Origin of the sequence: Psychrobacter sp. SHUES1, from assembly GCF_001652315.1 — a bacterium.
Classification (GTDB): Bacteria; Pseudomonadota; Gammaproteobacteria; order Pseudomonadales; family Moraxellaceae; genus Psychrobacter; species Psychrobacter faecalis.
Genome location: NZ_LXWA01000008.1, coordinates 1 through 20,181 on the forward strand (window position 1 = coordinate 1; position 20,181 = coordinate 20,181).

Genomic DNA, 20,181 nt, shown 5'->3' on the forward strand with positions numbered 1-20,181 from the left:
CTTGGTGTGTTTATCATGACAAAAAGGGCAGTTTTTTGATTCATGGCTTTGATTCCTTGCAAATATAGACAGTATATAGCGTTAGACACTACGCCAGCATGAATAATGTCCATTACACCGGATTTGCGGCTTATCAAAGTTAAAAATCAGCGTATCAATATCACTTAAGATGCGCGGTAAAAAGCGTGTTTCGACCTCTTGCGGCGCTACGCTTTGCAGCATAACTTGCGTGCTATCGCTCTGTTTGGCAAGGCTACTGATTTCGATATAAATATTCGCTATCAGCTCGTTGATAACTTTTGCCGATAGCGCTTTTTGATGGGTGCTTGCCTCTATTAACGCATCAAATTGACTCAATAGCGCGGCGTAATACTTAGGTCGCGGCGTTTCGTTATGGGCAAGGTCATGTAGCCAAGCTTCAGTCAAATACCAAAGACGCTGCAAATCGTCATCTTTTGCGGTTTGCCATAAGTATTGAACGACTTTTTCTAAAGTCGCCAGTATAGAAGCGTCATTGGTATCAGCAGCAAGTAACGCTTGCGCTTGTTGACGCCAAACCAATAGCAACTGCTGATACTGCGCCTGGTCTAAACTGACCATTGCCGTACTGACGGGTAGCGCAATATCAACAATATCGTTAGTGGCAATGCTAGCAAGACTGTCCTCTTTAGAGTCTAAAGAAGCGTCTACAAGGTGATCGGTCGCTATATCATAACGCGCTAAAACTTGGGTAAGCTCAGCTGATGTTTTATTTATTAAAGCGCTATGAAAATTGCTCGTACGTGCGTAATAAACCAGCTCACCCGTAAGCAGTCGATGCGCTATGTGACCTATACGGCTCGCATCAGCATCTAAGCTATCGACTTCTGTCCTTGCAAGTAAGCTGAGCTTAGTAGCCAAATTTGCCAATATCGGCAAGTTAATCATGATCAAAGCGCCACCAATCTGATGATAGCTCTGTGTCATCTGCTCATAATCAGCGCTTTTTTCACCCAATTGCCAGCCATCAGCTATCTGTGATAATTGCTGATCAAACAGTGGCAGTAACCACTCAAGTGTCACCATGTCGTTGGGCTGGTTTTTCATAGATGTATCCTAACTCGTCTAGGCGCTAATTTAGGCACTGGTTTTTTGCCAGGCGTTAATCTGTGGGTGCGCAATACGGCGCATGTTTGAAGGACGCCAAAATAACGCCTCACCTGGAGCCAATATAATATAACCGCCTACTGCGCACTGCTCTGATAGCCGCGCTAATATATCGCGCTGATCAAACTTACGAAAATAAAGCAGCATGTTTTGGCAGACAATGACTTGTTGTAAATGCGGCGTTGGCGGTTTTTTGTCGATAATGTTGTGTAAAGCAAAGCGTACACGCTGTTTTAGCGTTGGCATCACCTGCCAGTGGGCTCGAGCGTTTTTCTCTGTATTTTTTTGCGTAGACACAGGCAGAAAACGTAATTGTTCAACGATACTTGTTGGTCGTAATAGTTGAATAAATTGCTGGCAATCTTGCGGAATCAAAGCCAGTTGCTTATTATCATACTGACCTAAACGTGCTTTTTTTAATGCCTGCTGACTGACATCAGTCCCTAATATGCTGTAATTGGTCAGCTGCCTTGCGGCCAAACTCATGTCCAGCGACCAAGTTTCTTGCCCACTGGCACAGCCGACGCTCCAGATACGGAATGAATCATCAGGATTGCTGGCGTCAATACTAGCGCTGCTATCATTAGTATTGCAGCTAGTACTAGCAGCGATTAGCTGCTCTCGTTGCCACTGTAAGGCGTAATCAGTGATAAACTCTATAGAGGGCAAATGGCGAAAAAAGCGACTTTCATGAATGAGCACTTTATCTAACAATTGCTGGCGCAGCTCATGATTAATCGGTAATTGATGCCATAATTGTCTGTTGCTCAAACCATAGGCCAGTGCCGTTTGACTGACGGCGTTGACCAACCATTTACGTTGAACATTTGGCAATATAAAACCAATCTCTTGCTCTATATAGCGTTGCCATTGCTCAGTATCAAAAGCAACATCATCCCACAAAGCTTCTGCTATCAAAGCATCGGCTTTATTAATCATCAGACTGTCTTTTTGAGTATGATTATTCACGTGACCTGCTATTAATAGTGTTGCTCAACAGAAAAACGAGTAGAGCAACTGCTTGGTTAATATTTCAATATCACAATCATAAGCTGATAACTAGAGATTACATGCTCGCCGAAACACTTTCATCGATCTCTAAATACTCATCTTCGCTAAACTCTTGCTCTAACTGCTCATCATCATTAGAAATCTTAAAGCCGGTGACCGATTCTTGCAGTGCCGCCGCCATTTCACTAAGCTCACCGATAGAGCGCGCGGTCGCCATCGAACCAGACGAGGTTTGCGAAGTAATATCTTGAATAATATTCATGGTGTGCGAGATGTGACCAGCAGACTCAGCCTGTTGTAGAGCGGCGTTAGAGATGTTTTGAATCAGGTCAGCCAAGGTATTTGAAACCGTTTGCACCTCTTCTAGTGCCTCACCCGCATCTTTTGCCAAGCGCGCTCCGCGTACGACTTCAGAAGTTGTTGATTCCATCGACATAACCGCTTCACTGGTATCGGCCTGAATGGTTTTTACCAGCGTTTCGATCTGTTTGGTTGCGTTGGCTGAACGCTCAGCAAGACGCTGAACCTCGTCGGCAACAACCGCAAAGCCTCGACCTGCTTCCCCTGCCATCGATGCCTGAATCGCAGCGTTCAATGCCAAGACGTTGGTTTGGTCAGCAATATCGTTAATTAGACCAACGATATCACCAATCTCTTGCGAAGACTCACCGAGACGCTTGATACGTTTTGAGGTTTCTTGAATCTGATCACGAATCACGTTCATACCTTCTATCGAGCGCTGTACAACTTCCGCACCGTTATAAGCAATGGCAACCGAACGCTGTGCAACCGTCGCCGATTCTGAAGCGTTATTTGACACTTGGTCAATCGAGACTGTCATCTCATTAATCGCCGCAGATACCCCAGCAATTTCTTGTGCTTGGTGCTCTGAGGCTTCAGCAAGCTCAACTGCATTCATCTGCGTTTGCTCTGAGGACTGCGAGACACGCTCAGCGGTACTATTAATAACCAGTACCAATTGGCGTAATTGGTCAATTGCAAAGTTCACAGAGTCAGCAATCGCACCGGTAAAATCTTCCGATACCGTCGCGTTTACTGTTAAGTCACCATCTGCCAAATCGCCCAACTCATCTAGTAGACGCAAAATTGCAATCTGGTTACGCTCGTTCTCTTCTTGAATCTGGCGCGCGCGCTCAGACTCCGCTTCTGCTTCTTGACGACGGCGTAAGGTTTCTTTTTCAATCAATAAACGCTCTGAGCCGCCGCGTTGTTTGAGTAATTGGTATAAAGCAAATAAAATGCCCAGTACACCTACCACAAAAACAATCACAGGCAAGATGACTGATTGATTAAAATTGCTTAAATATTGGCTGACCGACGACAATGAATTGACCAGCCAAAACAGACAAGCCACGCTCACTAAAGCACAAAGCCCTAATAACAGCTTCCATTTACTATTAGCATCTGTCGTTGTTTTATTCGTACCAGCTACAGGGTTGTTTATAACATCACTCATCGTGCCTATTCCTTTCAAACAATCGTCAAAGTCGTATCGTGACTGACTCTGAAATCATATTGCCATCAAAACAACAGTGATTCACAAAGCCTGTATGAATGCTGACATCTCATCAAACCATGTCAGCCTTTGTTCTTTTCTTGCTTTAATAAACACCCGTTAATAATCGAAGTGTTTATTAAGGTTGATGTATTTACCAAAAATCAATATTTAGAAAAAACAGCTAATTACTAGTTACTCACAGCCACTAGATGGCAGCATCGGTATATTGCAAATCCTGTGCCAGCAGACTTGGCATAAATACATACCAATCTTGCTCATCTTTGACAAACTTACCGTGATTATAAGGCGCAAACGGCGAGCTCGGTTCAAGCGCTTCTGCTCGATATTGGTCTTGGGTAAACTGCTCAATGCCCAGCACCTGATCGACCAGCAGTCCTGAAAACAGATTATCATGGTCAATCACAATGACTTTACGCTGGCTCATTTGTGGCAATCGGCTGGGCACTTGTAAAAACCGCGACAAATCGGTTAACGGCAACAAGCGCCCGCGGATGTTGGCGATGCCGAGCATCCAAGGCTTTACTAAAGGTAAGCTGGTATATTCTGGCATGGATAATACTTCTGATACTTGACCCATTGGTGCCACCAAACGCTGACCGCCAATTTCAAATACCACGCCTTGCCAATCAAACTCTTTGCCGCCGCGGCGACCACTTTTACGCGCGCGTGCTAAGTCTGCTATACGCAGCAGCTCAATAAATCCTCTGGATGCCACAAGCTACCCCATTACTTTACGAATTATCTGGACCAAACCACTTTCATCAATCGGTTTGGTGATATATTCTTTAGCGCCTTGACGCTTACCCCATACTCGATCTGTTTCTTGGTTTTTGGTACTGATCATAATAATAGGGATATGAGCAGTCGTTTTACCGCGCGTAATTTTGCGGGTTGCCTGAAAACCATTCATCTCAGGCATTACCACGTCCATCAAAATGACGTCTGGTAGATGGTCGACGGCCATCTGACAACCTTGCTCTCCATTGCTCGCTTCTAATACTTGAAAGTTATTTTTAGAAAGCATGTCGCGAAATTTCGCCATCTCAGATGGCGAGTCGTCAATGACTAAAACAGTAGTCATAGGTATTTCCTTTATTTTTGATGATATCCATCAGGATATATTGTTAAAACAAACCGATTAAAAATAAATCGTATTGATTGAATGCCAGTATTATTTTCATCAAGATAAAAATTAAGCAGCAAGCGCTCACTATTAACCTGAATAACCGAACTTATAATATTTTTATAGCAGGTCTTTAACGGGCTGCTATTCACGTTACTGATTATTTAGCGATACTGGTTAATCGCCTCAAAAAGCTCATCTTTACTAAATGGCTTGGTCAAATACTCATCAGAACCAACAATGCGCCCGCGAGCTTTATCAAACAAACCATCTTTCGATGACAACATAATCACCGGTTTGCTCGCATAATCTGGATTATTTTTTATCAAGGCACAAGTCTGATAACCATCTAAACGCGGCATCATAATATCTACGAAAATGATATCTGGATTGTTATCAACAATCTTCGCTAAGGCATCAAAACCGTCAATCGCGGTGACGACTTCACAACCTGCTTTTTGCAATAAAGTTTCTGCGGTACGGCGAATGGTTTTTGAGTCATCGATTACCATTCAAAATCAGTAAATAAGAGTAATCATTTCACCGCCTCATAATTCCCTATATAATAAAAATTCGTTGACAAGGGTGATCGCTATGACAGGTTTTATAGATTTAAGGCGTTTGAGGGCTAAATTTTCAAGCACCATACTTTTAGCTTTTAGCCCATTAAAAAAGAGTGCGTATCTTTTGGGCGCGGCGCTGCTTATCGCCTGCCAGCCCTCCCCGCCTACGTCAGAACCTGTCACAGCTGAAAATAGCGAGGCCTTTGACACGCCCCTGCTCATACGTGCTGATAGCATTACGATGACCCCTGATCATATCCTAAGCGTCAAACCAACCCGTTATCAGCCGAGCCTTGGCTTAGAAGGTGAGATTGAGCCTATCAAACAGGTAAACCTAATTGCTGCCCAAGCACTGACGGTAGAGCAGGTGTTGGTGAAAAAAAATCAACGGGTCGAAAAAGGCGCACCATTATTCACCGTTCGATGGCAAGCAGCGCCTATTGAATCAACAGAGTCATCTGAACAAGCCGATGATGAAGTAGCAACTTCCTTAGAAGTAGAAGATGAAGTAGTAGATAATAAAGGTGCGGCCACTGAACCAAAACCGTCTGCCGTCAACAGTACTCAAGCGGCGCCAAAAGATTCCACTGCTAAGAATTCAGATAACATAAAACCCAGTACAGAAAAAAATGGTGAGGATGTTAAAGGAAATTCTGCTAGTGCTAGCAATAACGACTTAGACAATAACCAAGCTTCTAAGCATACAGAAACGGCGAATAATTTGATAACGGTACGGGCAAGCTTCGCAGGTCATATCGAAAAGCTATACGTCAAAAGCGGCCAACAAGTAGCACCGCGTCAACCTCTTTTAAAGCTTAGCGACGGGACGGAGCTGCATTTTAGCGCAAGCTTACCGATTGAAGCCAAATCACAAATCTCCGTTGGACAAACGGTTAACTTCACGGCGGAAGGCTTGATAGATAAATTTACCGGTCAGGTCAGTAAGCTGACAGTCACTGAGTTACCAAAGCAGCTATTGGTTTATGTCAATGTGGTTGATAATGAAGTCAGTCGCAACCAAATACGACCTGATATGCAGGTGACTGGGCGCGTTGACTACGGACAAATAGAAGTTGGAACCATTGTTCCTAAGCGCGCGCTGCACAATGTTGACCTAACCGTGCTGCACAAACCGCCTTATAAGCCGCTGCGTCCTTTGCATGCTAACGTTTGGATTATCAAACAAGACCAGCGTTTGACGCGCCAGCCCGTCGAAGTTATCGAGTATGACCCCTTGACTAAGCAGTATTTAATTGCCGGTATTACCAATGACAGTTTGATTTGCTTGGCAAACTTACCGGTGGAATCTGAAGGAAAAAAGGCGGTAATTTCATAAGCGCCAAAGCTCGTAGTTACATTGTGTAGAAACATTAACAAAGCCTATCTTGTTTAATAACATCCTGTTTAGGCAATATAGCGTAAACTAATAGGGATTACGCTTTAAGTGAGAATGAACTAAGAGTTAAGGGCTTTGAAAATTTAGGGCGTGCTTATTTACAAAAACAGTTTTATAAAGACAGCATTTGTAGATAGGCACTTTTAAAGCAGTATTTTTAAACAGCATTTTAAACAAACTATAACAACAACTAGAGGAAAAATTATGAGTAAGCAAATTTTATTAATTGAAGACGATCCAGATTTAGCCGAATTAATCAGCGATTATCTGACCATGAACTATTATGATGTACATCATGCAGGACTAGGTCAAGAAGGTTTGGACTTGTTAGACGCTAAAGAGCGTGACATCGATTTGGTGGTGCTAGATTTGATGCTGCCTGATATGGATGGCATGCAAGTTTGCCAAAAGATACGTGGCAACAAAAACAACATGACCAATAAAGTGCCGATTATTATGCTAACGGCGAAAGGCGATACCACAGACCGTGTATTAGGTTTAGAGATGGGCGCCGATGATTATATTGCCAAACCCTTTGAGCCGCGCGAACTACTCGCGCGTATTCGTGCCGTCATTCGTCGTCATGAGCAGCCAAATCAAGCTGACAGCCAGTCAGATAGTTTAACGTTTGGGCGCCTAAGCGTTTTTCCTGACAGTCATGAAGTCACTATCGATGATCAACCAGTCCGTTTGACGACGCATCAATTTCAGCTGCTGCATTACTTTGCTACCCACTCGGGCAAAGTGTTAAACCGTGAGCAATTATGGCAAGCGATGCCAAACGATGATAGCTCAGATAATATTGATCGCGCCATTGACGTGCATATTTCGCGCTTGCGTGCGTTAATCGAAGACAATCCGCGCCAGCCAAAACGTATCATTACCGTACGCGGTGTGGGTTATCAATTCGCTACCGATCAGGTATAGTTAGCACATGCAATCAAACGCTATTAAACTAAGCCCGTATTGCGATAAACTTATTAAAATAAAATGAATAAAATGGTTATAAGCGTTTGATAATAGAGATGATTTAATGCAACAACTGGGTTTTCGTTCCGTATTTGCCAAACTATTTGCCAGTGTCATGCTGGCACTTATTTTATTTGCGGTAGCGATGGTGTTATTGACCCAGTTGGTACATGACAAAGACGCTGGTATTCGTTCAGAAATCTTAGCCACGCAAATTTTGGGTCAAGTCGACCCATTTTTGCATGAGCTAAATATTGCTGTCAGTAAAGACAACCGTTTACAAGCGCGCTTTATGCTAGCGGTGGTCAAGAAAAGCTTTGATATTTTTGATGAATCACTGCAAGCAAAAATGGGCCTATATGACAATGAAGGTCATTTGCTCATGCAAAGCGACAACAGCGATTTGCCATTAGAATTGCCTGCGCCGCCCTCGCTATTAGCGCGCGTCTTTCCCTCATTTGCCGAAACCTCCCCAACCAAGCAAGCCCAAGTTTATAGTAGCACCGGCTATACGCTATTATACGAATCACGCCTGCCGCCTAAAAAACCTGTCCTCTCTGCCGCCTTAAATTTATTTACTGGTACGCTATTGCTGCTGCTTATCATGGCAGGGGTGCTTTGGTGGATTGCGCGTACCATTACTTGGCGTATCAATCAGATGAGCCAACAAATGGCGCAATTGGGCGACGGCGACTTTACGGTGCGAGTCAATGCCCGCGGTAATGATGAGATTGCATCGCTTGCGCGCGGCTTTAACCAAGCAGCACAAAAAATTGAACACCTAATCAATGCCAATAACCTGCTATTGGCGCACGCCTCGCACGAGCTGCGTACGCCCATCACCCGTATTCGCTTACAGATTGAGATGATGGATATGCTGGCGGGTGCATTGCCGAGTGATACCAAAGAAAAATTTGATAAGCGTGCCCAAGCTATCAATCGCGATTTGTCTGGATTAAACGATTTGGTCGAGAGTATTTTGCTGGTCAGTCGTTTAGATGCTGGACACGCGCTACAACAAGTTGAGCATTTGGACTTATATGATTTAGTAAACCAAGAACGCCAGCATTATCCTCAAGCAACCTTGATTGGCGAGCATATCGTTATTGATGGCCAATCGTCAATGCTGACCCATTTAATTCGTAACCTATTGACCAATGCTATGTTGCACGGCAAGCCGCCAGTTACGGTATTACTTTACGGTGTGCAAACGCTGGATGAAGCCGACGCTATTCCTGATTATCTTTTGCAAACCATACTGTGCAGCAGCTTTGTCGATTATAACAGCCCAGACTTTGATTACGATGAAGAAGCGCCTCATAGTAACCATGCGCTTGAAACCAGTCAAAATGTACAACCAAATGATGACGCCACAATTACTAACGATAATATTGTTCCTAGCGATAATAAAGCCACCTCAACATCAACTTCGACAGAAGAAGCATCGACCGCAGCGTTATTACCAGCGCCAGTGATTTATAAAAATGGTGAAAGCATCACTGTGGATGCTGAGATTGATGGCAATACGAATAGTGATAACAGCACAGATACTGATAAATCAGCGACGGCAAAAACTATTGACTCATCTAATGAGCGAAACAATGACCTAAGTAGCACCACTGAGACCGAAGCCGTTGTTGAACCGTCGTTATTACTTACCTATCAGCGCTTTACTACCGATTTGACAGAAAAAATTAAGAAAGTTATTTGGCGCGCGGTTCCTGAACAACAAGAAACATCCATCGACGACATCGATGACAAGACTATCAATAAACAGATAGAAGAAGCGGATAAAAGCGTTAGTACTGAGAAGGATGACGCCAAAAGTGCCTCCAAAGACAATAATAAAGAAAACAGTAATAAAGAAAACGGCGACACGGCAAACGCTACCCGCAAAGAGGGCATATTTAGTAAGCATCTCAAAAAGCCGAAAGCTGAGCCAACACGCCCGCTACCGAAATTTGCGGTGCTGGCGGTGATTGATGAAGGCGAAGGTATCCCCGAAAATAAACGCGAAGAAGTCTTTAGCCCCTTTGTACGCTTACAGCAAAAAAACAAAGGCTCAGGGCTTGGCTTGTCGTTGGTTGCTCAAATAGTAACGGCGCACCAAGGCCGTATCATTACAGATACCATCAATGGTCATACGCGATTTTTAGTGGTATTACCCGTTAAGCACGACCCTCATTATCAGCATGACAGCCGTCACTAATCTCATCAGCTAACCAAGCTACAGCCAAGATTATCCGTTAATCATGGATGTCCATATCCAAAACGCTGCATAATATGCTATATTAGCGCCCCTTATTATAGGGTTATTGAAGGTTGATTTTAATTTGCGCACAAATACGCAAAAGAGCCTGCAACCGCTTCATAGCCATTAAAATATTTATTAAATTTTGAGCATTCCATGAGTGACATGATTGTCTTAAACGATGTGACCAAAAGCTTTTTAAGCGACCGGTCTATAAAAGATAAAGACGGCAAGCCACATTGGTTTACTGCGGTTGAGCCGACATCTTTAACGGTAAAACAAGGCGAAATCTTTGGTTTAATGGGTTATTCGGGCGCGGGTAAGTCTACCTTATTGCGCCTAATTAATTTACTTGAGCGCCCAGATTCCGGTCAAGTCATCATAGATGGTACCGATTTGACCACCTTATCGGCCAGTGATTTACGTATCGCTCGCCACAATATCGGTATGATTTTTCAGCAGTTTAACCTGATGTCCAATCGTACTGTCTATGATAATGTCGCCTTTAACTTAACGGTGGCAGGTTATCCGCGCGCCGATATTTATAAGCGGGTGATGGACTGCTTAGAAATCGTCGATTTGACCGACCGTGCTGGGCACTATCCTGCGCAGCTATCAGGCGGACAAAAACAGCGTGTTGGTATCGCCCGTGCGATCGCGCCGAGCCCAAAAGTATTATTGGCTGATGAGCCGACCAGTGCGCTTGATCCTTCAACCACGCGCAGCTTATTGACTTGTCTGCGTGATATTAATGAGCAGCTTGGCGTCACCATTGTCATCGTCACCCATGAGATGAGCGTCATTCGTAGGCTATGCGACCGCGCCGCGTTGTTACATCAAGGGCAGTTGCTCGAGGTTGCCGATATCCGCGACGGTCTGATTCAGGCCACGACCCCGATTGGTAAAGGCTTGGTTCATGAAGATTAAGAGGCAGGAGAATAGACATGTTAACTGGTGCTGAATTATCCGCCTCATTGGACAAGCTGCTTGCGCTACGTAAAGAAATTTTGCAGGCGTTTGTAGATACCTTTATTATGCTAGGTATCTCAACGACGGTCGCCATCGTCATCGGCGGTCTGTTTGGGGTATTCTTGTTTTTATCCAGTGATCGGCAGTTTTTGCAAAATAAAACCTTGTATGGTGTCCTTGGTGCGATCACCAACTTTATGCGCGCCTTCCCGTTTGTGATTTTGATGATTGCCATGAGTCCTTTTACCAAAGCCATCGTTGGTACTGGTATTGGACCGATTGCTGCATCACTAGTACTGGCGATTGCCGGTTCCTTTTACTTTGCGCGTCTGGTCGAGCAAAATCTGCGCGAAGTACCACGCGGCATTATTGAAGCAACGGAATCGATGGGCGCCCGCCCCTTGACCATCATCAAAGTATTGCTCAATGAAGCACGCTCGGGTTTGGTGTTGTCTGTGACCATTTTATGTATCAGCTTACTGTCGTTTTCGGCGGCGGCAGGTATGATTGGTGGTGGCGGTTTGGGCGATTTGGCCATTCGTTATGGTTACTATCGTTATCAAACTGAGGTGATGGTCTTTATCGTCGTGATGCTATCGATTATGGTTATCGGTATTCAGGCGTCTGGTAATTGGATCGCCACCCGTTTGGATAAACGTTAAGGCAAAAACTTAGACTTCACCCTCTCTATTATGGTGATTTCACCTTTTATTTTGAGAGGCAAAGACTGTTTAATATGAATAATACTCAAGGTTTAATGCCGATTCATCCTAAGCAAATGCTTGACTTTGTAACTGATTCCCTTTAATTTTGATACTATCTTAACAGCCTTTAACTTAGCAGCATTACTATTCATAATGTTGCTTTTTTAATGCGGATTTTTACTGTTGACATTTAATCCCTATTCCCTCCCCCTTATTAAGGAAGTTTCATGAAATTAACAGATATCAGCCGTCAACTCGCGACCGCATTGGCCACCGTTGGCGTATCAGGCCTTGTATTGGTCGGTTGCAACAACTCATCAGCGCCAGAAGCTAGTAAAGAGCCAGTCACTGAAGGTGCTACTGAATCAACGACGACAGAAACGGCAGCGGGCAACGATATCGATCCTGAACATAGCAAGATTGTGATCGGTACCACTGAAGGCGATTTTGCTGATATGGTTCGTAACCAAGTAAAAAGCTCGTTAGAAGCGCAAGGCTATGAAGTTGAGCTGGTCACCTTTACTGATTATGTACGTCCAAACATTGCTTTAGCTGATGGCGATTTAGACATCAATGTCTTCCAGCATAAGCCTTATCTTGATACCTTTAAAAAAGAGAACAATCTTGATTTGGTTGAAGTTTTCCAAGTGCCTACTGCGCCACTTGGCATCTATACTGGTAAAAAGACCAAGCTTGACGAAGCCTACAAAGGCATGAGCGTTTCTGCGCCTAATGACCCAAGTAACTTTGCTCGTGCATTGGTCATGATGGATGAGCTTGGCTGGATTACGCTAAAAGACAATATCGATCCACTGACCGCCTCAAAAGCTGATATCGCTGATAATAGCAAATACGACATCAAAATCGTTGAGCTAGAAGCAGCCCAGCTGCCACGTGCGCGTGATGAAGTAGACTTTGCTGTTATCAATGGCAACTACGCGACCGATGCGGGTATTAAGCTGACTGAAGCGCTATTTCAAGAGCCAAGCTTCGCTTATGTCAACTGGTCTGCCATCAAAACTGCGGATAAAGACAAAAAATGGGTCAAAGACGTGACCAACGCTTATAACTCAGACGCCTTTAAAAAGTATGCTCATGATAGCTTCCCAGGCTACAAATACCCAAAAATCTGGGGTGAGAACACTGCTACAGCCCCTGCTACTACAACAGATACTGCACCAGTTACCGAAGCTGCTGCTCAATAGTTAATATTAACCATTGTAAAAACGATTAATTCGGATAAATAAAACGTTTTTACAGTTAAAATTGCCTTAATTTGAAAAAGCCCATTATTTTGAATAGTGGGCTTTTTTGCTCTTAAATTTTATTGAATGGGTACAATCAACGACTCGCAATGACGTTACAGCCTGTTTGTGGTTTGTAGGAAAGCGTCACCTGCTCTTTCACTTAGCCTATTTTCTTTTTATAGTGGCTAAGCCTAATAGAGAATGTGCCTTAATATAAGCTTTGATTTAATAAAAATCGACGCTTAATAAAATCTAAGAAATTTATATGTCTGCTCAAATTCTCTATTAATAACGATAAGAACCATTAATAAATCACAAAAAAACAAGGATAATAATATGCGTGCTAAAACTTATAATATTCGCACCGCTGGACAAGCGAACATTCCGGTACTCGGACTGGGTACATGGCAATCAACGGGACAAGACTGTATCGATGTGGTCAGCCAGGGGCTACAAATGGGCTATGAGCATATTGATACTGCCCAAGCTTATGATAATGAAGTCGAGGTGGGAAAAGGCATTAAGCAATCAGGCGTCGCGCGTGATAAGTTCTTTTTAACGACGAAAATATTTCCTGATGACATGAAGTTTGAACCAGAAAAACTTATCGCTGCGGCCAAGCGCTCGCTAGAAAACTTAGATACTGATTATGTTGATTTACTGCTGCTGCATTGGCCTGATGATCGGGTGCCTTTGTCTGAAACGATGCCAGCGCTTTGCGAGCTACAAAAACAAGGGCTGACTCGTAATATTGGGGTATCTAACTTTAATATCGCCAATATTATCGAGGCTAAAAAATATGCTGATGTGCCGATTGCGGTTAATCAGGTTGAGTTTCATCCCTTTATTAAGCAAAACACCCTGCAGACTTTTTTAAACAATCACCATATTTTATTAGAAGCTTACTCGCCGCTTGCTCGTGGTGATGTGTTTGATAATGAAATCATTAAAGACATTGCTGATAAGCATGGGATTACACCAGCGCAAGTTTCACTAGCGTGGATTTTATCTGATAAGGCACGTATTGCCATTCCAAAAACCTCTAACCCCGACCATTTACAAGGCAACTTAGATGCTGTCAAGGTAACGCTCAGTGCGGATGAGCTTGAGAAAATCGGTAGCTTAGCGCGTAGCGATGGGCGTAAAATTAAGCATCCAGATTATTCACCAGAATGGGATGATTAGTAAGCTATAGTAATGTAAAAATGAAAATAAGCACAAAAAAGCCAGTGATAAAGGTCACTGGCTTTTTTTATGTTTAATACTTTTTACGATAACTATTAATAATTGTATTGTCAGCGTTGTTACTGCTGCAAAGTATCGGTCTTATGCACTTTTTCGGCAGGATTGTATTGCTCAGAAGAAGGTATGGCGCCGTTACGATTGTTTTCTTTCATCGATTTGGCCACTTCTGGCGGCATATAGTTTTCATCATGCTTGGCCAATACTTCGCCTGCGACAAAGGTATCACCTTGCATTTTACCCGTTGCTACCACGCCTGAGTTTTCAGCGAATAAATCTGGCAATATACCTTGATAGGTCACCGGCACGGTTGATTCAAAGTCGGTGATCGCAAACTCCACGCTTAACGGGTCGTCTGGCGCCCGTTGGACACTACCGGCAACGACCATACCACCAGCGCGGATACGCTTATCCTGAGGCGCTTCACCTTGCGCAATGGCGGTGGCGTCAAAGTAGTAATCGGTCTGTTGCCCAATGGCATAAATCACCAATACCACGGCAATCGCCGCCCCTGCAAGCGTAAACATAACCCACATCAGTTTTTTGCGACGAACTGCGTTCATACCACTACCTCATTGATGAGTCGCTGTTCTACAAACCACTCGTCTGCAAAACAGAAAATATTAAAGAAATGCTTATTGGACTGACTTAATGATAAGCCCGTCTAACCGTACTTTTCTAATACCTATATGGTAGCATTTTTTGCCCAAATCAATAAGCCCCCTAGCAACCGATGCGGTCATATATTTACCAGTAAGGCATTATTATTTGATAGGCTAAAAATTTGATATTAAAAAGAATTTTTTAAGAAGATTTGTTTAGGATGGTTGTTTGGTTTTAGAATTAGGGGTCTTGGCAGCGCGCTGTGCTTGACGCGTTTGCTGAATGGATAGCTGCTTGATAAGCGCTTGGCGTTGACGGCGGCTATAAATAATAAAAAACAGCATCACGCCAACCGTAATTGCCCAGCATGACCAGACAAACACGCCATGCTCACCCATGGCAACAAACTCAGAGACGCTATAAAAGTAAGGCTGCATTTTATTTCCCTAGCCGTTATTTGCTTGGTTTATGGTTGTATTTTAGGATTATTTATTTTGGCTACGAACGTATTCTTTGACCCATGCTTTGCCTTGGTCGCGATATAAAATCAGGGTATTGGTCCGATAAATGGCCAATGAGGCGACCAGTAAATAACTACCAATAATCATTAGTAGTAAGGGCAGCCACATATCTGCCGACATTTTTGGTGCCGCCGTCAGGGTAAAGGTTGAACCTTGGTGCAAGGTATTCCACCACTGCACTGAGTACTTGATAATAGGCAAATTCACCGCGCCAACGATAGACAAAATAGCCGCCGCTTTACCGCGATTGGCGGTATGTTCAAAGGCCGCAAACAACGCCATTACCCCAGCATACAAAAACGCCAAAATGAGCATAGACGTCAAGCGTGCATCCCAAACCCAATACGTCCCCCACGTCGGTTTTGCCCATATAGAACCTGTGAGTAAACTAATCACACAAAGCAAAAACCCCATCGGAGCCAGTGCCTGAGCTACAAGGCTTGCGGTCTTAATTTTCCATACCAGATAAATGACACCAAGTACCGCTAAGGCAAAATAAATAGAGATAGCGAGACTGGCAGCGGGTACATGGATGAAAATAATGCGATAGCTATTACCTTGCAGATAATCCGGCGGCGCAAATGCCAAGCCCCAAACGCTACCGATGAACAGACAGAGACCGGCTAATATCGCGAGCCACTTAACCCAAGGTGCAAAGATACGAAAAAACTGCTTAGTACCCACAGTGGTCAAAAAGACCTGCCAAATGCGTTGCCACAGGCTAGGAGATGAGACATTATTCAGGTTGGGCATGGGAATAAACCTATTGCGCAGCTGGTGATTATCGAGTAAAACGCATGATTCATACGCCTACCCGCTAACTTGCTGACGTTAAACGCTGGATAGAATCTACACGTGATTATTTGTTGAATAGCCTATTATAGCAAAGTTGCCAGTTTTCATCATGCTGTTAAGATAAAGGGCTTTCATCAGAAAAGGTATATAGTCGATACTAAATGAAAAGGATAGACAATACTATGCCGCGTGACTGGTGCAAATTTTTCTTGCTTGCTGTGCCTACGCCGACAGAGGCGACGAAAAATTTATCCCAGCCCCGCTGCCTCTTTTTAATATTGACCTGAATATAACATGCCAACATTAATTGTTAATTTAACCATGCCATTTTTAACGTCATTGCAATCACCCATGGCATCACCAGTATCGAAATGATGCTACCTGCTAATAATAACGCTAAAATCGGCAAGCCGTTGAGACCTGTGGCAAATAAATCAACCGCACCAGTAGCAAAAATCAATACCGGCAACTGCATCGGTAAGGCAATCAAAGGTACCAGCACCGCGCCGTTTTTTAGTGATAACGTCAAACTACTGGCGACTGCTGACAGCATGAGCAGCATCGGACTACCAGTAATAATAGACGCCATCAATATCCATGCCTCAAACCAGCTTAGCTGAAATAAAGGCACGGCGAGCAAACTTAATACTGCCACAATGCCGCTACTAAAAATCCAGTGAATAACCAAACGAATCAGCACCCATAATGGCAGCGATGCTTTAGCGACGACTAACTGCGCAAGCGTACCATTATCAAGCGCAGGCTTAAACAAGCCATCAACACCCATTACCAGTGACAGTAATGCCGCAATCCACACTGCCGATACCCCAAGGCGCTGCAGTAAAGCAGGCTCGCTACCAACCGCTAGCGGAAACAAGGTGATAATCACTAGGAACAGTACCAAAGGATATAACCACTGCACCGCGCCTTGCTGCTTGACCTGCCATTCACGCCGCCAAAGCTGCATAAAACTGATACCGCGCACAGCAGCTGTATTAACATTTGAAGTATTAGCATCCGAGCTTGTATTCACGGTTTTTACTGCACTGTCAGTGTCTATCATTTATTGGCTCTTCCACTCATGCGTGTCGCACTTATATTGACGCTTGTTGCAGTTAGATTGATGTTCATGGCAGTTATATTGATAGCATTTACACCATATAATCGGACAAATCGAGCACTTGATTGGCAACGCCGACGGCTTGGTGACTGGTCATTAGTATCGCACCGCCAGCCGTAGCAAATTCGCGCAACCTATCTTCCATGCGTGCTACCATATCGACGTCAAGCGCGGTAAATGGCTCATCGAGTAGCCATAAAGGCGTGACCTCAGGCGTTAATAAATAAAGCCGTGCAAGGGTAATGCGCCGTGTTTGCCCCGCAGATAAATGGCTTGAGCTAATCGTTTCAAAACCCTGCAGCCCTACCCATGTAAGGGCGTCATCGATCTCAGCTGTACTTGAACTAATGCCATATAAATTAAGCAAAAAAGTGAGGTTTTGGGCGACGGTCAGGTTTGGATGAATGCCCAATTGATGCGATACATATAAAGGCTGCACGGGCAAGTTTGCTATCCCTTGATAAATAACCTCACCGCTTAGCACTGGCAATAACCCAGCTAATTGCATCAGTAGCGTCGTTTTACCCGTGCCATTAGCACCGACCAAGTGACAAATGCTACCCGCCGCCAGATTGAGCGTCACGCCTTCACATAAAGGAATTTCACCGCGCTGAACCGTTAGCTTATCAAGCGCAAGTAAAGCTGTATTCAGAGCCGTCATCCAAACCTCTCATTTATTTATTAAGCAGCAGGCAATATTCATCACAAACACCGCTGATGTTCGTGGCATAATACTTTATGCTTACTTCAACCCCACAGTATAACAAATTGTCGATTACTATGACCTCAAAACCTATGCAGACTTCAAAAGATAGCCAAAATTTAGACACTCAAAGTGCTACGAGCACCAACCTAACGCTCGACCGCTTAATCGAGGCGCAAGTTGCCTTTATGCAACAATGGCTGCATGCGCAAGCCCAGCCTTTAGCAACACAGGCTTGGCAGTGGTTTGGCGAGCAGCCATTGAGCAAATATATCAGTAGCGATGATTTGCAGCATCTTATTAATGACTGGTTTCTCAAGCAGCCGCTAAGCGAGGTAGTACGACGCGATATTCGTGATATTTTGCATACTATTATTTATCATCCGGTTAATGATAATGTGCCTTTATCAGAATTGGTCGATGACAGCCAAGTTGAGATCCTAGCCAGCTATGTCGGCAGTCATGAAGAGCAGCGTAATATCTTGGTGCATACGCTGGTTGGCAATGAAACCTTTGCTGATTTATTGACGCAAACGCTGTATCACGCTATCAACGATTTTATGGAATCCACGCTAGATAAAGCGGGCCCTGCTGGTAAACTGATGAAACTTGGGCGCAGCTCGTTTGAAAAAGCCACCAACCGCAATCTTGATGAAAAACTGCAGTCCTACCTGCATCGCAATATTAAAGATTTAACACGCCGAGCAGAAGCCAACGCCCAAGCGCATTTAACCAACGAAGAGGTTGCGCGCTTATTGGTCACCGGTTGGGGGCGTATCAAAGAAAAACCAATCAGCGAAATCCAAACCTATTTACGCGATGAGCCAAACGATAGCAGTATCGCGCATATTGAAAATAGTATTCAACAAAGCTACAACCGTCTGCGCCTATCGCCTTACTTGCACAGCCTTGTGGCAGCGAGCGTCGATACTTGGTATAGCAACCATCAGGCCGATAGCATAGCTACTATCGCGGCAAGTTTACACATCGATGAGCAGGCAATAACGCAATTGAGTACCGCCCTGCTCCCTGTCGTCACGGACGCTCTTGAAAGCTCATGGTTTACGGCGCATATAACAGAGATGCTGCAAGCGTTTTACGCCCAGCCTAGTATCAAAGCAGGACTGGTATTTGGCAGCAATTAATCTGCTGTTTTAGCGTACGGTTTTCTTTAAAATTTTATTATTCACCCTTTATTAGTCAGCTATTATCTATGAGCGAATCTTCTAAACTCAGCTTATGGCAAAGAATCAAGCAGTTGCTTAGTATGGCAACTGAACAGGCTACTATTGACGACACGAAGATTGATAACGACTTGGACTTGGACTTGGACTCGGACTTGAGTTCAGATTCAAGTCTGACAAAACAGGATAAAAACAATGCTTATCCTTCAAAAAATGAAAGAGATAGTATTCAAACTTATCCTAAAGACAGTGATAATAATGACAATGATGATACGGATATTATCGGCTCTAGCCCTGACTTAAACCATAATGTGAACCGTAACGCAAACCAGAGCGTTGATAGCCACTTTGATAATCACTTCGATGAGGTTATTCATAGCAGCCTTAGTAGCAATCTTGATAGTCGCTTAGATAGCAGCACTGACACTGACACTGACACTGACACTGATACTGATACTGATACTGACGCTTATTTTGATTTTGATAATGACATAGACAGCATGACGCAGCAAACTGCGCTCAATGACACCCCTATTGTCAATTATCTTAAGCAGTATTTCGACGATCAACAATGGCATTATAACCATTATCGACCTAAAAGCAGTGTCAGCGATAATAACGACAGCCAGCAATCACACTATTTGTCTTTTAGAATGCGCAATAAAAATCTTGATTGCGGCTACCTATTTCGCGTGCAAGAACATAACAACTTGCTAGCGGTCTATGGTGTTTTGCCGTTCTTAATACCCGAAAGCCATCAAAGCGCCGCCATGTTACTGATTACCCAAATTAATTACGACATGCTGATTGGCAATCTCGAAATGGATATCAATGATGGCGAAATACGCTACAAAAACGCCATCGATGTCGAAGCGGTCGGTATGGATGAAAGTATCATTGAGCACTTATTACAAAGTGTCATCGCGATGACCACGGTGACTTATGAGATATTTAGTGAATTGGTCAACAATCAAAATCCTGCTACAGAATTGCAAGATTTACTGATGGCGCTACATCGACAAGAGGATGCGCGCACCTTTTTCTTACCTACGCAGTTTGTTCAGTAATCCATTGCGCAAACTCAGTATTTGTCG

Annotated in this window: 19 protein-coding genes and 1 pseudogene; 9 read left to right on the forward strand and 11 right to left on the reverse strand. The window is 43.8% G+C overall.

Translation table 11 applies throughout. From position 1 onward, the window contains the following. Window positions 1-81: 81 nt before the first annotated feature. The 6 genes and pseudogenes from A7325_RS00060 to A7325_RS00085 all read right to left on the reverse strand — a co-directional run bounded on the left by A7325_RS00060 (window position 82) and on the right by A7325_RS00085 (window position 5,332). Window positions 82-1,086, reverse strand: coding sequence for a hypothetical protein (locus tag A7325_RS00060; protein WP_068403509.1), 1,005 nt, complete (start codon window positions 1,084-1,086; stop codon window positions 82-84). A gap of 30 nt (window positions 1,087-1,116) precedes the next feature. Further along, window positions 1,117-2,115 (reverse strand): CheR family methyltransferase, encoded by a 999-nt coding sequence (locus tag A7325_RS00065; protein WP_068403512.1) that lies wholly within the window; start codon window positions 2,113-2,115, stop codon window positions 1,117-1,119. Between the two features lie 181 nt (window positions 2,116-2,296). Beyond that, window positions 2,297-3,301, reverse strand: a pseudogene (locus A7325_RS00070) (methyl-accepting chemotaxis protein); the annotation flags it as partial. A gap of 580 nt (window positions 3,302-3,881) precedes the next feature. Next, window positions 3,882-4,412: a chemotaxis protein CheW gene (locus tag A7325_RS00075; protein WP_068403518.1), complete on the reverse strand. Its 531-nt coding sequence runs from the start codon at window positions 4,410-4,412 to the stop codon at window positions 3,882-3,884. 3 nt (window positions 4,413-4,415) lie between these two features. Continuing rightward, window positions 4,416-4,778, reverse strand: coding sequence for a response regulator (locus A7325_RS00080; RefSeq protein ID WP_068403521.1), 363 nt, complete (start codon window positions 4,776-4,778; stop codon window positions 4,416-4,418). Window positions 4,779-4,984: 206 nt separating this feature from the next. Continuing rightward, on the reverse strand, window positions 4,985-5,332 hold the full coding sequence (locus A7325_RS00085) for a response regulator (RefSeq protein ID WP_068403524.1): 348 nt from the start codon (window positions 5,330-5,332) through the stop codon (window positions 4,985-4,987). An 82-nt stretch (window positions 5,333-5,414) separates the two neighbouring features. Here A7325_RS00085 and A7325_RS00090 point away from each other — a divergent pair, with 82 nt between their 5' ends. The 7 genes from A7325_RS00090 to A7325_RS00120 all read left to right on the forward strand — a co-directional run bounded on the left by A7325_RS00090 (window position 5,415) and on the right by A7325_RS00120 (window position 14,104). After that, window positions 5,415-6,719 carry an efflux RND transporter periplasmic adaptor subunit gene (locus A7325_RS00090; RefSeq protein ID WP_068403527.1) on the forward strand — a complete coding sequence of 435 codons (1,305 nt, stop codon included), beginning with the start codon at window positions 5,415-5,417 and terminating at the stop codon, window positions 6,717-6,719. A gap of 264 nt (window positions 6,720-6,983) precedes the next feature. Further along, the gene (locus A7325_RS00095; protein ID WP_068403530.1) at window positions 6,984-7,706 is read left to right on the forward strand and encodes a response regulator transcription factor; all 723 of its coding nucleotides are present in this window, start codon (window positions 6,984-6,986) and stop codon (window positions 7,704-7,706) included. A gap of 106 nt (window positions 7,707-7,812) precedes the next feature. Then, on the forward strand, window positions 7,813-9,957 hold the full coding sequence (locus A7325_RS00100) for a sensor histidine kinase (protein ID WP_068403533.1): 2,145 nt from the start codon (window positions 7,813-7,815) through the stop codon (window positions 9,955-9,957). A 198-nt stretch (window positions 9,958-10,155) separates the two neighbouring features. Continuing rightward, window positions 10,156-10,926: a methionine ABC transporter ATP-binding protein gene (locus A7325_RS00105; RefSeq protein WP_068403535.1), complete on the forward strand. Its 771-nt coding sequence runs from the start codon at window positions 10,156-10,158 to the stop codon at window positions 10,924-10,926. 17 nt (window positions 10,927-10,943) lie between these two features. Further along, window positions 10,944-11,630 (forward strand): methionine ABC transporter permease, encoded by a 687-nt coding sequence (locus A7325_RS00110; RefSeq protein WP_068403538.1) that lies wholly within the window; start codon window positions 10,944-10,946, stop codon window positions 11,628-11,630. 269 nt (window positions 11,631-11,899) lie between these two features. Next, a complete protein-coding gene (locus tag A7325_RS00115; protein WP_068403540.1) occupies window positions 11,900-12,877 on the forward strand; it encodes a MetQ/NlpA family ABC transporter substrate-binding protein in 978 nt (325 codons plus the stop codon). Between the two features lie 378 nt (window positions 12,878-13,255). Beyond that, window positions 13,256-14,104 carry an aldo/keto reductase gene (locus A7325_RS00120; protein ID WP_068403543.1) on the forward strand — a complete coding sequence of 283 codons (849 nt, stop codon included), beginning with the start codon at window positions 13,256-13,258 and terminating at the stop codon, window positions 14,102-14,104. Window positions 14,105-14,223: 119 nt separating this feature from the next. On the opposite strand, the gene ccmE is transcribed toward A7325_RS00120, so the two are convergent. The 5 genes from ccmE to ccmA all read right to left on the reverse strand — a co-directional run bounded on the left by ccmE (window position 14,224) and on the right by ccmA (window position 17,861). Then, on the reverse strand, window positions 14,224-14,724 hold the full coding sequence (gene ccmE / locus A7325_RS00125; RefSeq protein ID WP_068403544.1) for a cytochrome c maturation protein CcmE: 501 nt from the start codon (window positions 14,722-14,724) through the stop codon (window positions 14,224-14,226). Between the two features lie 255 nt (window positions 14,725-14,979). Continuing rightward, window positions 14,980-15,201 carry a heme exporter protein CcmD gene (gene ccmD, locus A7325_RS00130; protein WP_068403545.1) on the reverse strand — a complete coding sequence of 74 codons (222 nt, stop codon included), beginning with the start codon at window positions 15,199-15,201 and terminating at the stop codon, window positions 14,980-14,982. Window positions 15,202-15,249: 48 nt separating this feature from the next. Further along, window positions 15,250-16,038 carry a heme ABC transporter permease CcmC gene (ccmC, locus tag A7325_RS00135; RefSeq protein WP_068403546.1) on the reverse strand — a complete coding sequence of 263 codons (789 nt, stop codon included), beginning with the start codon at window positions 16,036-16,038 and terminating at the stop codon, window positions 15,250-15,252. A 352-nt stretch (window positions 16,039-16,390) separates the two neighbouring features. Beyond that, window positions 16,391-17,047, reverse strand: a complete 657-nt coding sequence (locus tag A7325_RS00140; protein WP_068403642.1) for a heme exporter protein CcmB — start codon at window positions 17,045-17,047, stop codon at window positions 16,391-16,393. 184 nt (window positions 17,048-17,231) lie between these two features. Beyond that, window positions 17,232-17,861 carry a heme ABC exporter ATP-binding protein CcmA gene (gene ccmA / locus A7325_RS00145; protein ID WP_068403547.1) on the reverse strand — a complete coding sequence of 210 codons (630 nt, stop codon included), beginning with the start codon at window positions 17,859-17,861 and terminating at the stop codon, window positions 17,232-17,234. A 134-nt stretch (window positions 17,862-17,995) separates the two neighbouring features. Between ccmA and A7325_RS00150 the strand changes: the two genes are divergently transcribed. After that, complete coding sequence (locus A7325_RS00150; RefSeq protein ID WP_227514901.1) at window positions 17,996-19,048, forward strand: hypothetical protein; 1,053 nt, start codon at window positions 17,996-17,998, stop codon at window positions 19,046-19,048. A 68-nt stretch (window positions 19,049-19,116) separates the two neighbouring features. Continuing rightward, on the forward strand, window positions 19,117-20,154 hold the full coding sequence (locus A7325_RS00155) for a YbjN domain-containing protein (RefSeq protein WP_068403548.1): 1,038 nt from the start codon (window positions 19,117-19,119) through the stop codon (window positions 20,152-20,154). The last annotated feature ends 27 nt before the right edge of the window (window positions 20,155-20,181 follow it).